The 20207-nt window shown below is 56.9% G+C and carries 15 protein-coding genes; 7 read left to right on the forward strand and 8 right to left on the reverse strand.

The features are described from left to right. Positions 1 to 7: 7 nt before the first annotated feature. From PGR29_RS22330 to pepA, 3 genes are all read right to left on the reverse strand, one after another. The gene (locus PGR29_RS22330) at positions 8 to 2863 is read right to left on the reverse strand and encodes a valine--tRNA ligase (RefSeq protein ID WP_015368547.1); all 2856 of its coding nucleotides are present in this window, start codon (positions 2861 to 2863) and stop codon (positions 8 to 10) included. After that, a complete protein-coding gene (gene holC, locus PGR29_RS22335; protein ID WP_020079783.1) occupies positions 2863 to 3306 on the reverse strand; it encodes a DNA polymerase III subunit chi in 444 nt (147 codons plus the stop codon). The genes PGR29_RS22330 and holC overlap by 1 nt, the downstream gene beginning before the upstream one ends. Before the next feature lie 121 nt (positions 3307 to 3427). Further along, positions 3428 to 4939, reverse strand: a complete 1512-nt coding sequence (gene pepA / locus PGR29_RS22340) for a leucyl aminopeptidase (RefSeq protein WP_008807121.1) — start codon at positions 4937 to 4939, stop codon at positions 3428 to 3430. A 390-nt stretch (positions 4940 to 5329) separates the two neighbouring features. Between pepA and lptF the strand changes: the two genes are divergently transcribed. Next, positions 5330 to 6427, forward strand: coding sequence for an LPS export ABC transporter permease LptF (lptF, locus tag PGR29_RS22345; RefSeq protein ID WP_213317475.1), 1098 nt, complete (start codon positions 5330 to 5332; stop codon positions 6425 to 6427). Continuing rightward, positions 6427 to 7509, forward strand: coding sequence for an LPS export ABC transporter permease LptG (gene lptG / locus PGR29_RS22350; protein ID WP_087858348.1), 1083 nt, complete (start codon positions 6427 to 6429; stop codon positions 7507 to 7509). Before lptF ends, lptG begins: the two co-directional genes overlap by 1 nt. Positions 7510 to 7651: 142 nt before the next feature. On the opposite strand, the gene PGR29_RS22355 is transcribed toward lptG, so the two are convergent. From PGR29_RS22355 to PGR29_RS22365, 3 genes are all read right to left on the reverse strand, one after another. Further along, positions 7652 to 9154: a helicase HerA-like C-terminal domain-containing protein gene (locus PGR29_RS22355; protein ID WP_087858349.1), complete on the reverse strand. Its 1503-nt coding sequence runs from the start codon at positions 9152 to 9154 to the stop codon at positions 7652 to 7654. 87 nt (positions 9155 to 9241) lie between these two features. Further along, positions 9242 to 10063, reverse strand: coding sequence for a TIM barrel protein (locus PGR29_RS22360; RefSeq protein ID WP_316425327.1), 822 nt, complete (start codon positions 10061 to 10063; stop codon positions 9242 to 9244). A 29-nt stretch (positions 10064 to 10092) separates the two neighbouring features. Then, positions 10093 to 10296, reverse strand: coding sequence for a hypothetical protein (locus tag PGR29_RS22365; RefSeq protein ID WP_316425328.1), 204 nt, complete (start codon positions 10294 to 10296; stop codon positions 10093 to 10095). 122 nt (positions 10297 to 10418) lie between these two features. Between PGR29_RS22365 and PGR29_RS22370 the strand changes: the two genes are divergently transcribed. Continuing rightward, the gene (locus PGR29_RS22370) at positions 10419 to 11924 is read left to right on the forward strand and encodes a CoA-acylating methylmalonate-semialdehyde dehydrogenase (protein ID WP_087858352.1); all 1506 of its coding nucleotides are present in this window, start codon (positions 10419 to 10421) and stop codon (positions 11922 to 11924) included. Between the two features lie 18 nt (positions 11925 to 11942). Beyond that, complete coding sequence (iolB, locus tag PGR29_RS22375) at positions 11943 to 12743, forward strand: 5-deoxy-glucuronate isomerase (RefSeq protein ID WP_316425329.1); 801 nt, start codon at positions 11943 to 11945, stop codon at positions 12741 to 12743. Between the two features lie 85 nt (positions 12744 to 12828). Here iolB and PGR29_RS22380 read toward each other — a convergent pair whose 3' ends face one another. Both PGR29_RS22380 and PGR29_RS22385 read right to left on the reverse strand, forming a co-directional pair. Next, entirely contained in the window at positions 12829 to 13683 is an 855-nt protein-coding gene (locus PGR29_RS22380) for a MurR/RpiR family transcriptional regulator (protein WP_015368536.1), read from the reverse strand. Between the two features lie 148 nt (positions 13684 to 13831). Further along, complete coding sequence (locus tag PGR29_RS22385) at positions 13832 to 15745, reverse strand: bifunctional 5-dehydro-2-deoxygluconokinase/5-dehydro-2-deoxyphosphogluconate aldolase (RefSeq protein ID WP_316425330.1); 1914 nt, start codon at positions 15743 to 15745, stop codon at positions 13832 to 13834. Positions 15746 to 16272: 527 nt separating this feature from the next. Between PGR29_RS22385 and iolD the strand changes: the two genes are divergently transcribed. From iolD to PGR29_RS22400, 3 genes are read left to right on the forward strand one after another with little or no spacing between them, the layout of a single operon-like run. Next, positions 16273 to 18213, forward strand: coding sequence for a 3D-(3,5/4)-trihydroxycyclohexane-1,2-dione acylhydrolase (decyclizing) (iolD, locus tag PGR29_RS22390; protein ID WP_213317484.1), 1941 nt, complete (start codon positions 16273 to 16275; stop codon positions 18211 to 18213). 47 nt (positions 18214 to 18260) lie between these two features. Next, complete coding sequence (locus tag PGR29_RS22395) at positions 18261 to 19274, forward strand: Gfo/Idh/MocA family protein (RefSeq protein ID WP_316425331.1); 1014 nt, start codon at positions 18261 to 18263, stop codon at positions 19272 to 19274. Between the two features lie 41 nt (positions 19275 to 19315). Next, positions 19316 to 20200, forward strand: a complete 885-nt coding sequence (locus PGR29_RS22400) for a sugar phosphate isomerase/epimerase family protein (protein WP_015368532.1) — start codon at positions 19316 to 19318, stop codon at positions 20198 to 20200. Positions 20201 to 20207 lie beyond the last annotated feature (7 nt).

Below are 20207 nucleotides of genomic sequence, written 5' to 3' on the forward strand. Positions count from 1 at the left end.
CGAGTTTTTACAGCGCGGCGATCACTGCCTGCTGTTCAATCAGTTTCGCTTTCGCTTCCGCGTAGCCTTCCAGCTTCTCACGCTCTTTGGCGATAACCGCCTCCGGCGCGCGGGCCACAAAGCCTTCATTGGACAGCTTGCTTTCGATACGGCCGATTTCCGCTTCGACTTTCGCCACTTCTTTTGCCAGACGCGCCAGCTCGGCTTCTTTGTCGATAAGACCCGCCATCGGGATCAGCAGCTCGGCGCCGTCGATAATCTTGGTCACGGAAACCGGACCTTTATCATCGGCAGGCAGCACGGTGATGCTTTCCAGACGCGCGAGGTTCAGCAGGAAGCTGCGGTTGTCGTTAACACGACGCTCGGCATCTTTGCTGCAGCCGCGCAGCAGCAGTTCCAGCGGTTTACCTGGCGCAATGTTCATCTCCGCACGGATGTTACGTACGGCGACGATCGCCTGCTTCAGCCATTCGGTGTCGGCCAGCGCCGCTTCATCAACCTGAGAAGCCTCGTACTGCGGGAACGGCTGCAGCATGATGGTATCGGCGGTGATACCGCAGATTACTTTCACGCGCTGCCAGATGGTCTCGGTGATGAAAGGAATAATCGGGTGCGCCAGGCGCAGCAGACCTTCCAGCACGGTCACCAGAGTATGACGAGTCCCGCGCAGCTCCGCTTCGCTGCCACCGTTCATGACCGGCTTGGTCAGTTCAAGGTACCAGTCGCAGAACTGGTTCCAGGTAAATTCATACAGGATGCCCGCGGCGATATCGAAGCGGAAGTTATCCAGCGCTTCGCGGTACGCTTTCACGGTCTGGTTGAATTCAGCCAGGATCCAGCGGTCGGCCAGGGACAGCACCATCTCGCCGCCGTTGAAACCGCAATCCTGATCTTCGGTATTCATCAGTACGAAGCGGCTGGCGTTCCACAGTTTGTTGCAGAAGTTACGGTAACCTTCAAGGCGCTTCATATCCCAGTTGATGTCGCGGCCGGTAGAGGCCAGCGCCGCCAGGGTAAAGCGCAGGGCGTCAGTGCCGTGTGGCTCGATGCCGTTCGGGAACTGTTTCTCGGTGCGCTTACGGATTTTTTCCGCCAGCTGAGGCTGCATCATGTTGCCGGTACGTTTTTCCAGCAGCTCCGGCAGGGTGATACCGTCAACCATATCCAGCGGGTCAATAACGTTACCCTTGGATTTGGACATCTTCTGGCCTTCGTCGTCGCGGATAAGGCCGGTCATGTAGACGGTCTTAAACGGAACCTGCGGCTTACCGTTTTCATCTTTGATGAAGTGCATGGTCATCATGATCATGCGGGCAATCCAGAAGAAGATGATGTCGAAGCCGGACACCATCACGCTGGTCGGGTGGAACTGACGCAGCGCGTCGGTGTTTTCCGGCCAGCCGAGGGTGGAGAAGGTCCACAGCGCGGAAGAGAACCAGGTATCCAGAACGTCTTCGTCCTGACGCAGGGCAACGTCGGCGCCGAGATTATTTTCCTGGCGTACTTCGTCTTCGGTGCGGCCAACGTAGACGTTGCCCTGATCGTCGTACCATGCCGGGATGCGGTGACCCCACCACAGCTGACGGGAAATACACCAGTCCTGAATATCGCGCATCCAGGAGAAGTACATGTTTTCGTACTGCTTCGGCACGAACTGAATGTCGCCATTCTCAACGGCTTCAACTGCCGGCTTGGCCAGTACGTCGGCACGCACGTACCACTGGTCGGTTAGCATCGGTTCGATAACCACGCCGCCGCGATCGCCGTAAGGCACGGTCAGGTCGTGCGGTTTGATCTCTTCCAGCAGGCCCAACGCGTCGACGGCGGCAACCATCGCTTTACGCGCGGCAAAACGTTCCATCTTCTGGAATTCAGCCGGGATCTCGTTGGAATAAACGTCGGATTCATTGCCTTTGGTATCGTAGACTTCCGCGCTTTCGCGGATGTCGCCATCAAAGGTCAAAATATTAATCATCGGCAGCTGATGACGGCGGCCAACTTCGTAGTCGTTAAAGTCGTGCGCCGGGGTGATTTTCACGCAGCCGGTGCCTTTTTCCATGTCGGCGTGCTCGTCGCCAACAATTGGAATGCGGCGGTTAACCAGCGGCAGCACTACGAATTTACCAATCAGGTCTTTGTAACGCGGATCTTCCGGGTTAACGGCCACGCCGGTATCGCCCAGCAGGGTTTCCGGACGGGTGGTGGCGACCACCAGGTAATCTTTACCGTCAGCGGTTTTCGCGCCATCGGCCAGCGGATAGCGAATGTGCCACATAGACCCTTTCGATTCGCGGTTTTCCACTTCGAGGTCGGAAATGGCGGTACGCAGTTTCGGGTCCCAGTTGACCAGGCGCTTGCCGCGATAAATCAGGTCTTCTTTGTACAGGCGAACGAAGACTTCTTTCACCGCGTTGGACAGGCCTTCATCCATCGTGAAGCGCTCGCGCTCCCAGTCGACGGAGTTGCCGAGGCGGCGCATCTGACGGGTAATGGTGCCGCCGGATTCCGCTTTCCACTGCCAGATTTTGTCGATGAAAGCATCGCGGCCGTAGTCGTGGCGGGTTTTACCTTCTTCAGCGGCAATCTTACGCTCAACCACCATTTGGGTAGCGATACCCGCGTGGTCGGTACCGGCCTGCCACAGGGTGTTTTTACCCTGCATGCGCTGGTAACGAATCATGGTATCCATGATGGTTTGCTGGAAGGCATGACCCATATGCAAACTGCCGGTGACGTTCGGCGGCGGGATCATGATGCAGAAGCTCTCCTGGCTTTCATCACCATTCGGTTTGAAATAGCCCTGCTTTTCCCAGTGCTCGTAAAGCGGCTGTTCGATATCTTGTGGGTTGTATGTCTTTTCCATTATTTCCAGGTTGCCGTGTTCAGGTTGAAACCAGCCATGCGGTACGCTTTATAGCGTTCGCGCGCCAGTTGTTTCAAAGAATCTTCGTAAGGGACAAAGTCTATCACTTCTGTGAAAGCGGTGGCAAAATCTGCAAAGTTTAGCCGCAGGCTGATAAGAATATCCCGCGGACTGCTGTTGCGCTTTTGCGGCCAGGCAATTTCCACCGGCGCGCCGCCTCTCGGGCCTTCGCCCGCCAGATTATGCGGCACAAAGCTCTCCGGAGGACGCGTCCACAGCGCTTCGTCGAGGCGAATAGCCTGCTGTTCATCTTCACAGGCGATCAGGACGCGCTTGCCGTTGCGCCAACGTTCTGCGGCAATTTCACACACCAGCTGCTCGACGGCGCTGAGCTCGTCGACGGTGTCTTCGTTGTCCAGAAGATAGAACGTTGCGTTTTTCATATATGGGGCTTCTTGTTGTGGATTTAAATGCAAAGCCGGGTGGCGCTACGCGTACCCGGCCTACAAACGGCATCATTCCGTAGACCCGGTAAGCGTAGCGCTACCGGGCATCAGACGGCAATCACTCTTCGCCGTTAAAACCCGCACGATTGAGCAGGAACTGCGACAGCAGCGCCACCGGGCGGCCGGTCGCACCTTTGGCTTTCCCGGAACGCCAGGCGGTACCGGCGATGTCAAGGTGCGCCCAGTTGTACTTGCGGGTGAAGCGTGACAGGAAGCAGCCAGCGGTAATCGCGCCGCCAGGACGGCCGCCGATGTTGGCCATATCCGCAAAGTTGGACTCCAGCTGATCCTGGAACTCGTCGGCCAGCGGCAGACGCCATGCGCGGTCGCCGGCCAGTTCGGAGGCGCCGATCAGTTCATGAGCCAGCGGGTTATGGTTCGACATCAGGCCGGTGATGTGATGGCCGAGGGCAATCACGCAGGCGCCGGTCAGCGTCGCCACATCGATAACCGCTTCCGGCTCGAAGCGCTCAACGTAGGTCAGCACATCGCACAATACCAGACGGCCTTCGGCGTCGGTATTCAGCACTTCAACGGTCTGCCCGGACATGGTGGTCAGAACATCGCCCGGGCGATACGCGCGACCGCCAGGCATATTTTCACAGCCTGCCAGCACGCCGATGACGTTTAGCGGCAGCTGCAGCTCGGCAACCATTCGCATTACGCCGTAGACCGCCGCCGCGCCGCACATGTCGTACTTCATCTCGTCCATGCCTTCGGCAGGCTTGATGGAGATACCGCCGGAGTCGAAGGTCAGGCCTTTACCGACCAGCACGATAGGGCGCGCGTCTTCAGACGGGTTGCCTTTATACTCGATGACCGACATCAGCGACTCGTTCTGCGAGCCGTTGCCGACGGCAAGATAGGAGTTCATCCCCAGCTCGCGCATCTGCTGCTCGCCGATCACGCGGGTGATGACGTTCTTGCTGTAGGTGTCAGCCAGCTGGCGCGCCTGGGAAGCCAGATAAGCCGCGTTACAGATATTCGGCGGCATATTGCCGAGATCTTTCGCCGCTTTGATGCCGGCGGCAATCGCCAGGCCATGCTGAATGGCGCGTTCGCCGCTGGTGAGCTCGCGGCGGGTCGGCACGTTAAAGACCATTTTACGCAGCGGACGACGCGGCTCGCTTTTGTTGGTCTTCAACTGATCGAAGCTGTACAGCGTCTCTTTGGCGGTTTCAACGGCCTGGCGAACTTTCCAGTAGTTGTTGCGCCCTTTAACGTGCAGTTCGGTCAGGAAGCAGACGGCTTCCATCGAGCCAGTGTCATTCAGAGTATTAATGGTTTTCTGAATAACTTGTTTATACTGACGTTCATCCAGTTCGCGCTCTTTACCACAGCCGATGAGCAGAATGCGCTCAGACAGGATGTTCGGCACATGGTGCAGTAACAAGGTCTGGCCAGGCTTGCCTTCGAGCTCGCCGCGACGCAGCAGGGCGCTGATGTAACCGTCGCTGATTTTATCGAGTTGTTCGGCGATGGGGGAGAGGCGACGTGGTTCGAAGACGCCGACCACGATACAGGCACTCCGCTGCTTCTCCGGGCTACCGCTTTTTACACTGAACTCCATGCACTATGCTCCTGAATCTTAAAGACAACAGTGGTGGCTACGGCTATACTCGTCGCCTTTCCAGTTGCAGATGCGTTGGCTACGCCTGCTTACCCCTGACGCTGGCTGATGCCGCTTTGGGGCTTCACAGTCCTGCCGCCTTTCTACAACTCGAAATCCATTGAGTATATAATTGCAAGCTTTCGTAACTCATGTCCGCTGTTGCGGTGACTTCGTGTTAATCTTAACGTTATTACGGCCTTGGTTCGTCAGAAAAGATCCTGATACGCAGAACCGATGAGTCATTTAATCTTAGCGATGTTTTCGACGACAAAAGAGAATAAATGACGTTTAAGCCATGAAACAAGCAATTTTCCTGCAATAAGACGGGTTTTTACGGGCGTATTTATAGTGATAATCATAAGATATCTGGTTCGTGAGACGCTGAAAAGCCAGTTGGCGATCCTATTCATCCTGTTACTGATTTTCTTCTGTCAGAAACTCGTCAGGATCCTCGGCGCCGCGGTAGATGGCGATATCCCGACCAACCTGGTGCTCTCGCTGTTAGGGCTGGGCGTACCGGAAATGGCGCAGCTCATTCTGCCCCTGAGTCTTTTCCTCGGGTTGTTGATGACGCTGGGCAAACTGTATACCGAAAGTGAAATTACGGTGATGCACGCCTGCGGCTTGAGTAAAGCCGTATTGATTAAGGCGGCAATGATCCTTGCCCTGTTTACCGGCGCTGTCGCGGCGGTCAACGTGATGTGGGCGGGGCCGTGGTCGTCGCGCCATCAGGACGAAGTGCTGGCGGAAGCCAAAGCTAACCCCGGAATGGCGGCGCTGGCTCAGGGCCAGTTCCAGCAGGCCAGCGACGGCAGCGCGGTGTTGTTTATCGAAAACGTCAACGGTAACCGCTTCAACGACGTGTTCCTGGCGCAACTGAGGCCTAAAGGCAACGCGCGTCCTTCCGTGGTGGTTGCGGATTCCGGCGAGCTGTCGCAGAAAAAAGACGGCTCCCAGGTGGTCACGATGACTCAAGGGACGCGTTTTGAAGGCACGGCGATGCTGCGCGATTTCCGTATTACCGACTTCAAAAACTACCAGGCGGTTATTGGCCATCAGGCGGTAGCGGCCGATCCTGGCGACACTGAACAGATGAATATGCGCACCCTGTGGCATACCGACACCGATCGCGCCCGCGCCGAGCTGCACTGGCGATTTACGCTGGTGGCGGCGGTGTTCATGATGGCGCTGATGGTTGTCCCGCTCAGCGTGGTGAACCCGCGTCAGGGCCGCGTGCTGTCTATGCTGCCGGCGATGCTGCTGTATCTGGTGTTCTTCCTGCTGCAAACGTCGATCAAATCGAACGCGGGTAAAGGCAAAATGGACCCCGCCATCTGGATGTGGGGCGTGAACCTGCTCTACTTCGCGCTGGCGGTGCTGCTTAACCTGTGGGATACGGTGCCGATGCGTCGTTTCCGTGCCCGGTTTAATAAAGGAGCGGTGTGATGCAGGCGTTTGGCGTACTTGACCGCTATATCGGTAAAACCATTTTCAACACCATCATGATGACGCTGTTCATGCTGGTGTCGCTCTCCGGCATTATTAAGTTTGTCGACCAGCTGAAAAAAGCCGGGCAGGGCAGCTATGATGCGCTGGGAGCCGGACTCTATACCATTCTCAGCGTGCCAAAAGATGTGCAAATCTTCTTCCCAATGGCGGCCCTGCTTGGGGCTTTGCTGGGGCTGGGTATGCTGGCGCAGCGCAGCGAACTGGTGGTGATGCAGGCTTCCGGCTTTACCCGTATGCAGGTGGCGCTGGCGGTGATGAAAACGGCGATCCCGCTGGTGTTGTTGACCATGGCGATGGGGGAATGGGTGGCGCCGCAGGGCGAACAGATGGCGCGTAACTATCGTGCGCAGCAGATGTACGGCGGTTCGCTGCTGTCGACCCAGCAGGGGTTGTGGGCGAAAGACGGGCATAATTTTGTCTACATTGAACGCGTAAAGGGCAACGATGAGCTGGGCGGGGTGAGTATCTACCAGTTTAACGATAACCGTCGTCTGCAATCTGTCCGTTACGCCGCTTCCGCTAAGTTTGATAATGACGCCAAGATCTGGCGCCTGTCGCAGGTGGATGAATCTAATCTGACCGATCCGAAACAGGTTACCGGCACGCAAATGGTCAGCGGAACCTGGAAGACCAAACTGACGCCGGACAAACTCGGCGTGGTTGCGCTGGATCCGGACGCGCTATCAATCAGCGGCCTGCATAACTATGTGACCTATCTGAAGTCCAGCGGCCAGGATCCTGGCCGTTACCAGCTCAACATGTGGAGCAAGATCTTCCAGCCGCTGTCGGTGGCCGTGATGATGCTGATGGCGCTGTCGTTCATCTTTGGTCCCCTGCGGAGCGTGGCAATGGGCGTGAGAGTCGTTACCGGGATTAGCTTCGGCTTTATCTTTTACGTACTCGACCAGATATTTGGCCCGCTAACATTGGTTTACGGCATACCGCCGATAATCGGCGCGCTGCTGCCAAGCGCAAGCTTCTTCCTGATAAGCCTTTGGCTGATGATGAGAAAAGCGTAGTTCGATAAATGACCCGGCCAAGCGCAAGCAACGCCGGGTTTTTTGTGCCCGCGGTTTGAGTGGCGATCCGCAGTGTAATGCCCTGTATTGTTGTCGCCCGGATCGGACGCAGCGCGCCGCAATCCGGGGCTCGACACTGACGTTAACGGCGCCTTCCGCCTAGCAGGCTTCCCAGCATGCCGCGGACGATCTGGTTGGTGACCTGACGTACGGCGCTTTTGGCGGCGGTCTGCACAATACCATCTCGTTTACCGCCGCGCGGGCCGGTAGTGCCGAACAGAATATCTTTCAGTCCCCCGAGCAGCCCGTCGTCATCGCCGCTTTGTTGGCCTTTTGCCGGCGGCGCCGACTGCTGCTCGGTGGCGACCTGCACCCCTTTTTGCAGCATTTCGAAGGCCGATTCGCGGTCAATCTCTTCTTCATACTTGCCGTACAGCGCCGAGTGGTTAATCAGGCCATTTCGCTCATCGTCGCTGACCGGCCCCATCCGCGAGCAAGGGGCGATAACCATCGCTCTTTCTACTATCGATGGGCTGCCTTTTTCGTCGAGGAAGGAGATCAGCGCTTCGCCGGTACCGAGCTCCTGAATGGCCTGCTCGGTACTGAACGCCGGATTGGCGCGCATGGTTTGGGCGGCGGTCTTCACCGCTTTTTGATCCTTCGGGGTAAAGGCGCGCAGGGCATGCTGCACGCGGTTGCCCAACTGGCCGAGCACGGCATCCGGGATATCCGATGGATTCTGCGAGACAAAATAGACGCCGACCCCTTTAGAACGGATAAGGCGAATCACCTGCTCGATTTTATCCAGCAGTACCTGCGGCGCATCGTTAAACAGCAGGTGGGCTTCGTCGAAGAAGAACACCAGCTTCGGTTTTTCGAGGTCGCCGGCTTCCGGCAGGCGCTCGTAGAGTTCGGAGAGCATCCACAGCAGGCTGGCAGCGTAAAGCTTCGGCATCTGATAGAGCTTTTCGGCGCTGAGGATATTAATCACCCCTTTACCGCTGGCATCGACACGCATCCAGTCCTGAATATCCAGCATCGGTTCGCCGAAGAAGTGCTCTGCGCCCTGCTGCTCCAGGGTTAACAGCCCGCGCTGGATAGCGCCTACCGAAGCGCTGCTGATGTTGCCATACTGGTTCTGGAAGGCTTTGGCGTTATCACCGATAAACTGGGTGATGGCGCGGAGATCTTTAAAGTCCAGTAGCAGCAGACCGCGATCGTCAGCGATACGGAAAATAATGTTCAGCACGCCGCTTTGTACTTCATTAAGATTGAGCAGGCGGGCGAGCAGCAGGGGGCCGAGGTCTGACACCGTGGCGCGCACCGGGTGGCCCTTTTCACCAAAGATATCCCAAACAACCACCGGGTTGGCGTGCGGCTCCCAGTCGGTAACGCCGATTTTTTCCAGACGCGCCTGAAGCTTCTCAGAGCTCTGGCCTGCCTCCGCAATACCGGTCAGGTCGCCTTTCACATCGGCCATAAAGACCGGCACGCCGATCTCCGAAAATGACTCCGCCAGTTTTTGCAAAGTTACGGTTTTACCGGTACCGGTGGCGCCGGTAATTAGGCCGTGACGGTTAGCCATTGCTGGCAGCAGATGGAGCTGTTTGTCCAGCGTGCGTGCGATTAGCAAGGGTGAGCTCATGATCGATTCCTCCATTTATCCTGCGTCGATTATAGGCAACCTGACAGCAAAAAGAGGGAGGAAATCGATAACTCTCAACGTTTAATCTTACGCGCAGTGGCGCTGAATCAGCGCAATGCTCTGTTCAATCTCGCGGCGAATATCCTCTTCGCGCCATGACGCCAGCTGCGGAGCGAAAGGCTCGAAGGCGTAATCCCCCTGGTATCCGCGGGATTCGAGATGCCGCACCTGTTGACAGGTCAGCAGCCGGTCATGCGGCGTCAGCATGATGCGCTCGTCGTCGGTCAACTGTTCTCGCGGGCGGGAATCGTCAACGCCGGAGAGATGAACCAGACCTATCTCAGCAATGTCCAGCTGGCTGAATTCCTCTTCTGCTTGTGGATAAAGATGATGGTGGAAAGTATCAATTAATAGCTTAAACGGTACCTGGGCGTCGCGAATGAGCGCCTGAGCCTGCGCCGCCGAGCGTAGCGAACTTTGTGGGAAGCCTAGCGGCTCGACCAGGCCCTGAATGCCATATTGTTCGAACAGCGGCGCCAGCTCGCGCATAGCGGCAAGCGTTTCTTGCGGCGCTACCGTGGTAGCATCATTTAACGGGCACATCACCAGCGATTTGGCGCCAATAGCCTGCGCCTCTTTCAGCAGCGACTCCGTCAGGTGACGTACTTCAGCGCTGTGGCGGTTGAAAGGATAGACGGCGTTGATCGTCAGAATTTCAAGCTGGTAACGGTCGGCCAGCCTGCGCACCTGCTGGTGGGTGAGCGCGTCGGTGACTTTACCGCTGGGTAAATCATTACGCAGCTCGACCTTGTGCAGCCCGAGTTCGCTCACCAGACGGAAAAACGCCTCAATGCTGAGCGACGGCGCAATTTTACGATTGATACAGAAACGCTGCAGGGCAATGGCCATTTGACACTCCTGACAAGATGTTGACTGGTTTAGTTCGCTTGCCAGATAGTTAAAATGTTTATTTCATCATTGGCAATGGGTGAAATGATGGTTGTTTGAGCACGATCGCAAAAAAGTTGCTGCGCCATTTCATGGTTTACATCAAAGATAACCGCATAAAATCTCACCTTCGCTACTGCTGTGATTTGAAATTGTATGGAGAGTGGTTTGCTGAAAAATGCGACAACCATCACCAAAGTAGAATTTCATTTTATCTGATTATTGAAATATAAATTTCATTTTACTACGGTTATAGCACAGCACAATCAGCGACGGGCCGTAACTTGAACGGCCTTCTACACTATGAGGCGAGAAGATGACTATCACAGGTAACTTTATTGGTGGGAAAACGGTAACCAGCAGCAGCCAGGAAACGATGCCGGTGTACGATCCGGCTACTGGCGATGTGGTTCGCGAAGTCACGCTTTCCACCGCGCAGGAGGTTTCCGATGCAATCCAGGTCGCTCGCGACGCTTTTGACAGCTGGTCCCGCACCACGCCGCTGCGCCGCGCCCGCGTGCTGTTCAATTTCAAAATGCTGCTCGAACAGCACGTCGATGAACTGGCGGGCATTATCGTTAGCGAGCATGGCAAAGTATGGTCCGATGCGTTGGGCGAGCTGACCCGGGGCATGGAAGTGGTTGAGTTTGCCTGCGGCATTCCGCACCTCATTAAAGGTGAGTTTTCTTCCGACGTGGGTACCGGCGTCGACAGCTATTCGCTCATGCAGCCGCTGGGCGTGGTGGCGGGGATAACGCCGTTTAATTTCCCGGCGATGGTGCCGATGTGGATGTTCCCCATCGCGCTGGCCTGCGGCAACAGCTTCGTGCTAAAACCACCGGCGCTGGCCCCGACCGCGGCGGTACGCATGGCTGAGTTACTGAAAGAAGCCGGTCTGCCGGATGGCGTCTTTAACGTCATTCACTGCAGCAATGAAGATGCCGAGCAGCTTTATACCGACCCGCGTATTGCCGCCGTCAGCTTTGTCGGCTCCTCCGGCGTGGCGGAATATATCTATAAAACCGCCAGCGCTCACGGAAAACGCGTCCAGGCGTTTGGCGCGGCGAAAAACCATGCCATCGTGATGCCGGACGCCGATCTTGATGCGACCGTGAATGCCATTATGGGCGGCGCGTATGGTTCCGCTGGCGAGCGCTGCATGGCCCTGCCGGTAGTGGTGGCCGTCGGTGACGAGACTGCAGATAAGTTGATTGCCCGCCTGAAACCATTAGTCGAGTCGCTGAAAGTCGGTCCTGGCTGCCTGCGCGGCAAAGACGAAAACGAAATGGGGCCGGTGGTATCCGAAGCGCATCAGAAAAAAGTACTTGGCTATATTGATAAGGGCGTCAGCGAAGGGGCGTCGTTGGTGGTGGATGGCCGCAGGCTGCGCGTGGCCGGGCATGAGGACGGATATTACGTTGGCGGTACGCTGTTTGACCACGTCACTCCGGAAATGACCATTTGGCGCGAAGAGATTTTTGGTCCGGTGCTGGGGATTGTCCGCGTCGCTGATTACCAAAGCGCGCTGTCGCTGGTTAACAGCCACGAATTCGGTAACGGCAGCGCCGTCTTTACCAGCAACGGCCATACCGCCCGCGAGTTCGTCCATGACGTACAGGCCGGCATGGTTGGCGTCAACGTACCGGTGCCGGTGCCGATGGCCTTCCATAGCTTCGGCGGCTGGAAGCGCTCGGTATTTGGCGCGCTGAACGTCCACGGGCCGGACGGCGTCCGCTTCTATACCCGTATGAAAACTGCCACCGTGCGCTGGCCGCAGGGGCAGCAAACCGTATCTGAATTCAGTATGCCGACGTTAGGTTAATCGGCGAAGGAGAACGCTATGTCGTTATTGGCTAAAGCGCAACAAGAGGGACATATCCAGCACATCACCCCGCAGAGCGCGGGGTGGCATTATATTGGCTTTGATGTCTGGATGTTAAAACAGGGGCAAACCGTGACCCTGGAGAGCGGTGATCGTGAGCTATGTCTGGTTCTGGTCTCCGGGCTGGCCTCGATCAAAACTCAGCACGCCGATTTTCCCGACCTCGGTAAACGCATGTCGCCATTCGAGCGTACGCCGCCGTGGTCGGTCTATGTGCCGCCGCACGATAAGGTCGAGGTCACTGCAGATTCCGATCTTGAGCTGGCGGTTTGCAGCGCGCCGGGCAAAGGCAGCTTCCCGGCGCGAGTGATACGGCCTGAGGATGTTGGCGTAGAACATCGCGGTAAAGGGCGTAACCAGCGGCTGGTACATAATATTCTGCCGGATAATGCGCAGGCGGATTGCCTGCTGGTGGTGGAAGTCTACACCGAAGAAGGGGCGACCAGCTCCTGGCCATCGCACAAGCACGATACCGCGCTGCCGGGGCAGGAAACCCAGCTGGAAGAGACCTACTACCACCGCTTCGATCCGCCGCAAGGCTTTGCCTTTCAGCGAGTGTACACCGATGACCGCAGCCTGGATGCCTGTATGGCGCCCTATAACCATGATGTGGTGATGGTGCCGCGCGGCTACCATCCGGTAGCGGCGATCGCCGGTTACAACAGCTACTATCTGAACGTAATGGCGGGGCCGGATCGTAAGTGGCTATTTACCTGGGAAGACGATCACGCCTGGATCAACAGCGAGCGCTATTCATAGTGCGCGATAAACGAGAAAAGCCGGGGATGTCCCCGGCTTTTTTGTCTGTTGATTGCCGTTGTATACAGCGTAGTGCAACGGGTAATCAGGCGCGGTGCTGCTGCGGCTCTTTGCTGCTATTCAATGCCAGCGATACCGCTAGCGTCTGGGCCAGGCACAGCGAGGCCACCTGCGAGCGGAAACCATCAACCTGCGCTTCACGCACCACAAAGCACACATCACTGAAGGCGGCAAGCGGGCTTACCTGGCTATCGGTAATGGCGATTTGTCGCGCCTTGCGCTGGGCGCCAAGCTCAACCAGTTCCACCACTTCACGGGCGTAGGGCGAGAAGCTCACCGCCACAACCACATCCTTCGGCCCCACCAGACTGAGCTGCTCGGTGAACATCCCGCCGAGGCCGTCGATCAGGAAGGCTTTGCGATCCAGATGGCGCAGCGCGTAGGTCAGGTAAGAGGCGACGCTGAACGAGCGACGCAGGCCGATGACATAGATATTTTCCGCATCCGCCAGTAAATCTACCGCCCGGTTGAGGTCTTCGCCGGAGGTCTGCATTGCCAGTTGCTGTAATGCCTGGGTATTGACCATGCTGAACATGTTGAGGATTTCCGTCGGCGTTTCCGGCGGCGTTGTTTCGTCGTTAGTGGTCTGGCGGAACAGACGCGCGCGCTCGGTGTAGTTGGCGGTCTCTTCCATCAGATGCTGCCTGAACATCTGCTTCATTTCGTTAAAGCCGCTAAAGCCAAAGGCGTTAGCGAAGCGAATCAGCGTTGAGGGCGGAACGTCAGCCTGTTGCGCAATGGAGGCTACGGTATCGAAAGCAACGCTATTACTGTTATCCAGTATATAGCGCGCTACCTGCTTCAGACGTTTACTGAGCGTGTCGTAGCGCCGTCTGATTTCATCCTGCAGGATGGTCAGTTGGGTCGGATTATTAGCCATAAGTTGCGCTCTGAGAAAATGGAAGGAATATGGCTTCCAGTGTACCAAATGAAGCGAATTTTTCATTTTTTGCGATGAAATACGCGATTCATTTCACGAAGAAACCGCAGGCCCGCCGCTTTCAAGGAAGAGGCGGGCCTGAAGGAGGTTAGCCGCGCGCTTCGCGCCAGTAGCCGATGAGCCGTAGATAGTTGCGTTTCACTTCATCGATTAGCGCGGCGTCATCCAGTTCGCCCTGCATCCAGCGGCGCGAAGGCTGGCCAAATATGGTTCGGCCGACGGCAAAACCCTTGATCATCGGGTGCCCGGCCGCTTCGGCGAAACCTGAACGCAATCGATCCGATGGCGCATCCAGCCCCAGGAGCAGGATGCCCCGGCACCATGGGTCTTCGCGCTCGATAAGCGCTGAAATCCGCTCCCACTGGGCGCTGGCCAGCGGCGGCAGCTTCCACCAGTCCGGCTGGATGCCCAACTGATAGAAATGCTCCAGCATAGTGTGGTAGTGGCGTTCATCTTTGTCCGGTCCGTTCTCCGGCAGGATCACTTCCAATAGCAGCTCGTGCCCCGACTTATTGCAGGCCTGCCAGACTTCCAGCAGCAGCGCGTCCTGCTCGGCGCGCAGCGCTGCCGGGTCATCCGGGTGGTAAAAGACCAGGCATTTGACGACGTGCTCAAGCGGCCAGTCGATCAGCTGTGAGCCAATATTGCCATGTTCAAGACGTAGCGGACGCGAGCTGGGGAGCTCAATCGGCCGACCGATCCACCAGCCTTTACCGGTAATGGCGTTAAGTGAACGTTGACCATAGGTTCCATCGGCGAGGATGCCGCTGCGCCGATCCAGTCCGGCCTCTGTGGCTGCCGCCTCGGCGGCGGCCAACAGTAGCAGTTTGAGTTCGGGAATACAGGCCGGGTCGCGCCCGGTTTCTAATGCCAGATCCGCCAGCTGTTTACGATGGTCAAAGGCGAAGATACACAGTTCCGGCCACGACTGGCGTCGGCTGGTCACCCGGTGCAAATGATTAAGCCGCGCGTCGATATCCGGGCGTGGAACGGCACCGGCCCGCGATAGATAATCATCAAGCTCCACTTTCGTCGGCATCGCCGGCGCGCAGCCGTGACGTGACACCACCAGCGCGCCGCAGGCGTTGGCGTAGCGGCAGGCCTGTTCCCAGCCTTCATCATTAAGCCAGCCGCGCAGCAGTCCGGACATAAAAGCGTCGCCGGCGCCGAGTACGTTGAGTACTTCGACGCGAACGCCTTGCTGCAGCGGCACTTCGTCCCAGCTATCCGGGATGGCACCCTCCAGCACCACGCAGCCCATCGGCCCGCGCTTGCAGACCAGCGTCGCGTTGGTGGCATGGCGAACGTTTTTCAACGCGGTGAGGGTATCGGTGCTGCCGCCGGCAATATGAAACTCTTCTTCAGTGCCGACGACTAAATCGAACAGGTGCAGAACTTCCTGCAACTGACGGGTCACCGGACCCGACTCAATGAAACGCGTTTCCCCATCGCCCAGCGAAGTGAGCCCCCACAGCACCGGACGGTAATCGATATCCAGTGCGGTACGCAGGCCGTGGCGGCGGGCGTATTCCAGCGCCTTCAGTACCGCATCGCGGGTATTGGCGTGTGAAAGGTGGGTGCCGGTCACCGCCAGAGCGCGTGAAGAGGCGATGTACTCTTCATTGATATCGTCAGGCGTCAGCGCCATATCGGCGCAGTTGTCGCGGTAGAAAATCAGCGGGAAGGTATCCTGATCCTTAATGCCCAGCATCACCAATGCGGTCAGCCGTTCTTTATCCGTGATCAGATATTCGGTATCGACACCTGCGCGGCTGAGGGTTTCACGCAGAAACCGGCCGTTGTGCTCATCGCCCACCCGCGCCAGCATCGCCGATTTTAATCCCTGAATCGCGGTACCAAAGGCGACGTTGCCCGAGGAGCCGCCGAGATACTTGGCGAAACTGGCCACATCTTCCAACCTTGCCCCTATCTGCTGGGCGTAGAGATCGACGGCCACCCGGCCAATACAGATGACGTCGAGCCGCTTAACTGCTGCATTCATCGCTAGGGTTTCCTTTTGCAAATCTGCTGCCAGGAGAAGGTCGTATGAGTGACAGTCTGCCGTGAACAGCCTGATGGTTATTAGTTATCTCTAGTTTGAGAAATAAATATTTCATTTTCAAATCTAATCGAAATTAAAAAACCAAAAGTGTGAAGGATCTACCACTCTGCGCGGATGAGCGGCTGCCCACCCATACATGTTGTATGCATCCCGCTTATCCATGTTTCCCTTTTTTTAATATTAATATTATCCATAGTTTTCATGTAGATAATCTTATATTCACCCTTTCGTTTGGAAACCTGCTCGCGAAGGAGATGTAAGTGAAACGTGTGAAATGGGTAGAGAGTTTGATCCTTCTCGCAAAATGAAACATTTCTTCTGTATTTGTGTTTAATGAAAAAAATGTTTGCCTATAATCCAAAAATATTCCAGTGGACGTTAACGGCTTTCCCTCACCTACGCCATCTTCTCTGGCGAGCAAAGCGCTAACTCACACGACAAATACTGAACGATAAGGATTAGGCAACATGGGCAAACTGAGACTGACAATGGCGCAGGCGCTGGTGAAGTTCCTTGATAACCAGTATCTGGAGGTGGACGGCGAAGCGCAGAAATTCGTGAAAGGGATTTTCGCTATTTTTGGTCACGGCAACGTGTTGGGCTTAGGCCAGGCGCTGGAAGAGAACAGCGGCGAACTGCGGGTTTACCAGGGGCGTAATGAACAAGGCATGGCCCATGCGGCTACAGGCTTTGCCCGTCAATCACTGCGCCGGCAGATCATTGCCTGCACTTCTTCCATCGGTCCCGGGGCGGCCAACATGATCACCGCCGCGGCGACGGCGACGGCCAACCGTATCCCGCTGTTATTACTGCCGGGCGATGTCTTTGCCACCCGCCAGCCGGACCCGGTACTGCAGCAAATCGAACAGAGCCACGATCTGAGTATCACGACTAACGACGCATTTCGCGCGGTGAGTAAGTACTGGGATCGTATTACCCGCCCGGAACAGCTCATGAGCGCCTGCATTAATGCCATGCGCGTGCTGACGGATCCGGCGGAAACCGGCGCCGTCACCTTGTGTCTGCCGCAAGACGTGCAGGGTGAAGCCTGGGATTATCCCGAGTCCTTTTTTGCCCGCCGCGTCCACCGTCTGGATCGCCGTCCGCCAAGCGCGGCGCAGTTGGCGGATGCGGTAGCGGCAATTAAAGCCAGCCGTAAACCGCTCATCGTCTGCGGCGGCGGCGTGAAATATTCCGCGGCAGGCGAAGCGCTGGTGAGCTTCGCCGAACGTTACGGCATTCCGTTTGCGGAAACACAGGCCGGAAAGGGCACGGTGGTTTCATCGCATCCGCTGAACGTCGGCGGCGTTGGCGAAACGGGCTGTCTGGCTGCCAACCTGTTAGCGAAAGAGGCCGATCTGGTCATCGGTATCGGCACGCGCTTTAGCGATTTTACCACCTCCTCGAAATGGATATTCCAGTCCCCGGGCGTGCGCTTTCTTAACGTTAACGTCAGTAATTTTGATGCCTGGAAGCTGGACGGCATCCCAATGCTGGCGGACGCCCGCGAGGCGCTAAGCGCGCTCAGCGCTGCGCTGGCGAACGAGTCCTGGCAGGCAGGATGGGGCGCGCAGATTGCAAGCGTGCAGAGCCGGCAGATGAAAGAGACCCAGCGCGTCTACCAGGCTGTCTGGCAGGAAACGGATTTCGTACCAGAAATTGACGACCATATTGACCGTGAATCGGTATATCGCGAATTCCGTCAAATCACGGATTCCACCCTGACGCAAAGCAGCGTTCTTGGCCTGCTGAATGAGTCGCTGGCGGCGGATGCGGTCATTGTGGCGGCGGCGGGTAGCCTGCCGGGGGATTTACAACGCGTCTGGCGCAACCGAGCGGTGAATACCTATCACGTCGAGTACGGCTACTCGTGCATGGGCTATGAGGTCAACGCCGCTCTCGGCGTGAAGCTGGCGCAGCCGCAGAGCGAGGTCTATTCGCTGGTCGGCGATGGCTCCTTCATGATGCTGCATTCTGAACTGGTCACCTCCCTGCAGGAGCGGGCGAAGATCAACGTCATTCTGCTCGACAACATGGCGAATGGCTGCATCAACAACCTGCAGCTGGAACACGGTATGGATAGCTTCGGCACCGAGTTCCGCTACCGCTCGGCGGAAAACGGCCGGTTGCAGGGTGGGCTGGTGCCGGTGGATTTCGCAACGATCGCTTCCGGCTACGGCTGCAAGACCTGGCGGGTCACCACCCTTGAAGAGCTACGCCACGCGCTGGATGCCGCTCGCCGTGAAACCGTCAGCACGCTCATCGACATTAAAGTACTGCCGAAAACTATGGTCCACAAATACGGTAGCTGGTGGAACGTCGGCGTGGCGCAGACGGCGCTGTCGGAACGTATCCGTAAAGTCGCTGAAATGATTAATGAAAAACGCGCCCAGGCGCGGGATTACTAACAAAGAACACGAACCCTGAACCCTACAGAACTACGGAGAGAACCATCATGTCACTCAAATTAGGTGTCATCGGCGCAGGCGCCATCGGTAAAGAACATATCCGTCGCTGCACCCAGGTCCTACAGGGGGCGACCGTGGTCGCCGTTTCCGATATCAATGCCGATAACGCCCGTGCGGCAGTGGCGCTGCCGGGCGTGCAGGCGGAAGTCTACGCCGATGGTCATGATGTGATTAAAGCCAGCGACGTTGACGCCGTGCTGGTGACCTCCTGGGATCCAACCCATGAAGAGTACACCCTGGCGGCTATTGAGGCCGGTAAGCCCGTATTTTGCGAAAAGCCGTTGGCGATGAGCGCGGAAGGCTGCCGCCGCATCGTTGATGCTGAAATGAAAGCCGGGCGTCGCCTGGTGCAGGTCGGCTTTATGCGCCCGTACGATGAAGGCTATCTGGCGTTGAAGAAGGTCATCGACGACGGTGATATCGGCGCGCCGCTGATGCTGCGCTGCGCCCACCGCAACCAGTCGGTCGGCGAGAACTACACCACCGATATGGCGATCACCAACACCCTGATCCACGAGCTGGACGTGCTGCGCTGGCTGCTAAATGACGACTACCGCTCCGTACAGGTACGCTTCCCGCGTTCGACCTCCCATACCCATGCGCGGCTGAAAGATCCACAGATCGTCTCGTTTGAAACGAAAAAGGGCACCCTGATCGACGTCGAAGTCTTCGTAAATTGCCAGTACGGCTACGACATTCAGTGCGAAGTCGTTGGCGAAACGGGCATTGCGCGCCTGCCGGAACCGTCGGCGGTGGAGATGCGTAAAGCCGCCAGCCTGTCTACCGCCATCCTCACCGACTGGAAAGACCGTTTCATCAAAGCCTACGACGTCGAACTGCAGGCATTTATCAATGATGTGAAAACCGGCAAGCTGCAGGGCCCCTCAGCTTGGGACGGCTATGCGGCATCGGTTGCCGCCGACGCCTGTCTGAAAGCGCAGGAGTGTAACGAACCGGTAGCCGTGACGCTGCCTGAATGCCCGGCATTCTACCAACGCTAAATCCTCCTTCACCGACGTAACGTTTCAAACAGGTAACGACGATGAAAATTGCTTTTGATGTCGATGTGATTCGCGATCTCGGGATCACCAGAATGGTCCAGCAGGTGGCCGAGTGGGGCTACAAATACATTGAGCAATCGCCGCACCCGCAGATTAACCCGTTCTACAAACATCCGCGCGCCAGCCGAGAGATCATGGCCGAGTACAAGCAGGCGCTGCGCGACAACGGCGTTGAGCTCTCCTCGTTCATCTGCGTATATCGCTGGTCCGGCCCGGATGAACTGCGTCGTCAGGCGGCGGTGAAGAACTGGAAGCGGTTAATCGAAGTGGCGGTGGAGATGGGCGTGCAGGTTATCAATACCGAATTTTCCGGCGATCCTAACCAGCCGGAAATTTGCGAAGAAATGTTCTACCGCTCGATGGAAGAATTACTGCCGATATTCGAACGTGAAGGTATCCGCGTCGAAATCCAGGCCCACCCGTGGGACTTCTGCGAAGAAAACAACGAGACGGTGGATATCGTGAAGTCCTTTCGCAGCGACAACGTGAAGTATGTCTACAGCGTGCCGCACACCTTCTTCTACGACAAAGGCAAAGGTGAAGTTGAGAAGATGCTGCGCTATGCCGGTCAGGACCTGTCGCACGTGCTGATTGCCGATACCCGCAACCACACCAAACATTGCCGCTATATCGTTAATCCGCCGGGCGTTGACGCCGCCGTACACCAGCACGTCGGCGTCGGTGAGGGGGATGTCGATTTCGATGCCCTGTTCCGCACCCTGCGCGATATGCGCTTCGCTGAACAGACCTTCAAAGTTGGCGGTGAACCGATCGTCTGCACCTCGCTGTTTGGTTACCCGGAAAAGATGAAATACCAGGCCGTGGAAACGCGTGAACTTATCGAACGTGAACTGCTGCGCCGGTAAGGCGCGG

Origin of the sequence: Klebsiella sp. 141203 (genome assembly GCF_032601985.1) — a bacterium.
GTDB lineage: Bacteria > Pseudomonadota > Gammaproteobacteria > Enterobacterales > Enterobacteriaceae > Klebsiella > Klebsiella aerogenes.

Excerpts from the sequence above, each read along its gene's own strand:
- PGR29_RS22330 (WP_015368547.1), bottom strand. The coding sequence starts at position 2,863 with ATGGAAAAGACATACAACCCACAAGATATCGAACAGCCGCTTTACGAG.
- holC (WP_020079783.1), bottom strand. The coding sequence starts at position 3,306 with ATGAAAAACGCAACGTTCTATCTTCTGGACAACGAAGACACCGTCGAC.
- pepA (WP_008807121.1), bottom strand. The coding sequence starts at position 4,939 with ATGGAGTTCAGTGTAAAAAGCGGTAGCCCGGAGAAGCAGCGGAGTGCC.
- lptG (WP_087858348.1), top strand. The coding sequence starts at position 6,427 with ATGCAGGCGTTTGGCGTACTTGACCGCTATATCGGTAAAACCATTTTC.
- PGR29_RS22355 (WP_087858349.1), bottom strand. The coding sequence starts at position 9,154 with ATGAGCTCACCCTTGCTAATCGCACGCACGCTGGACAAACAGCTCCAT.
- PGR29_RS22360 (WP_316425327.1), bottom strand. The coding sequence starts at position 10,063 with ATGGCCATTGCCCTGCAGCGTTTCTGTATCAATCGTAAAATTGCGCCG.
- PGR29_RS22370 (WP_087858352.1), top strand. The coding sequence starts at position 10,419 with ATGACTATCACAGGTAACTTTATTGGTGGGAAAACGGTAACCAGCAGC.
- iolB (WP_316425329.1), top strand. The coding sequence starts at position 11,943 with ATGTCGTTATTGGCTAAAGCGCAACAAGAGGGACATATCCAGCACATC.
- PGR29_RS22380 (WP_015368536.1), bottom strand. The coding sequence starts at position 13,683 with ATGGCTAATAATCCGACCCAACTGACCATCCTGCAGGATGAAATCAGA.
- PGR29_RS22385 (WP_316425330.1), bottom strand. The coding sequence starts at position 15,745 with ATGAATGCAGCAGTTAAGCGGCTCGACGTCATCTGTATTGGCCGGGTG.
- iolD (WP_213317484.1), top strand. The coding sequence starts at position 16,273 with ATGGGCAAACTGAGACTGACAATGGCGCAGGCGCTGGTGAAGTTCCTT.
- PGR29_RS22395 (WP_316425331.1), top strand. The coding sequence starts at position 18,261 with ATGTCACTCAAATTAGGTGTCATCGGCGCAGGCGCCATCGGTAAAGAA.
- PGR29_RS22400 (WP_015368532.1), top strand. The coding sequence starts at position 19,316 with ATGAAAATTGCTTTTGATGTCGATGTGATTCGCGATCTCGGGATCACC.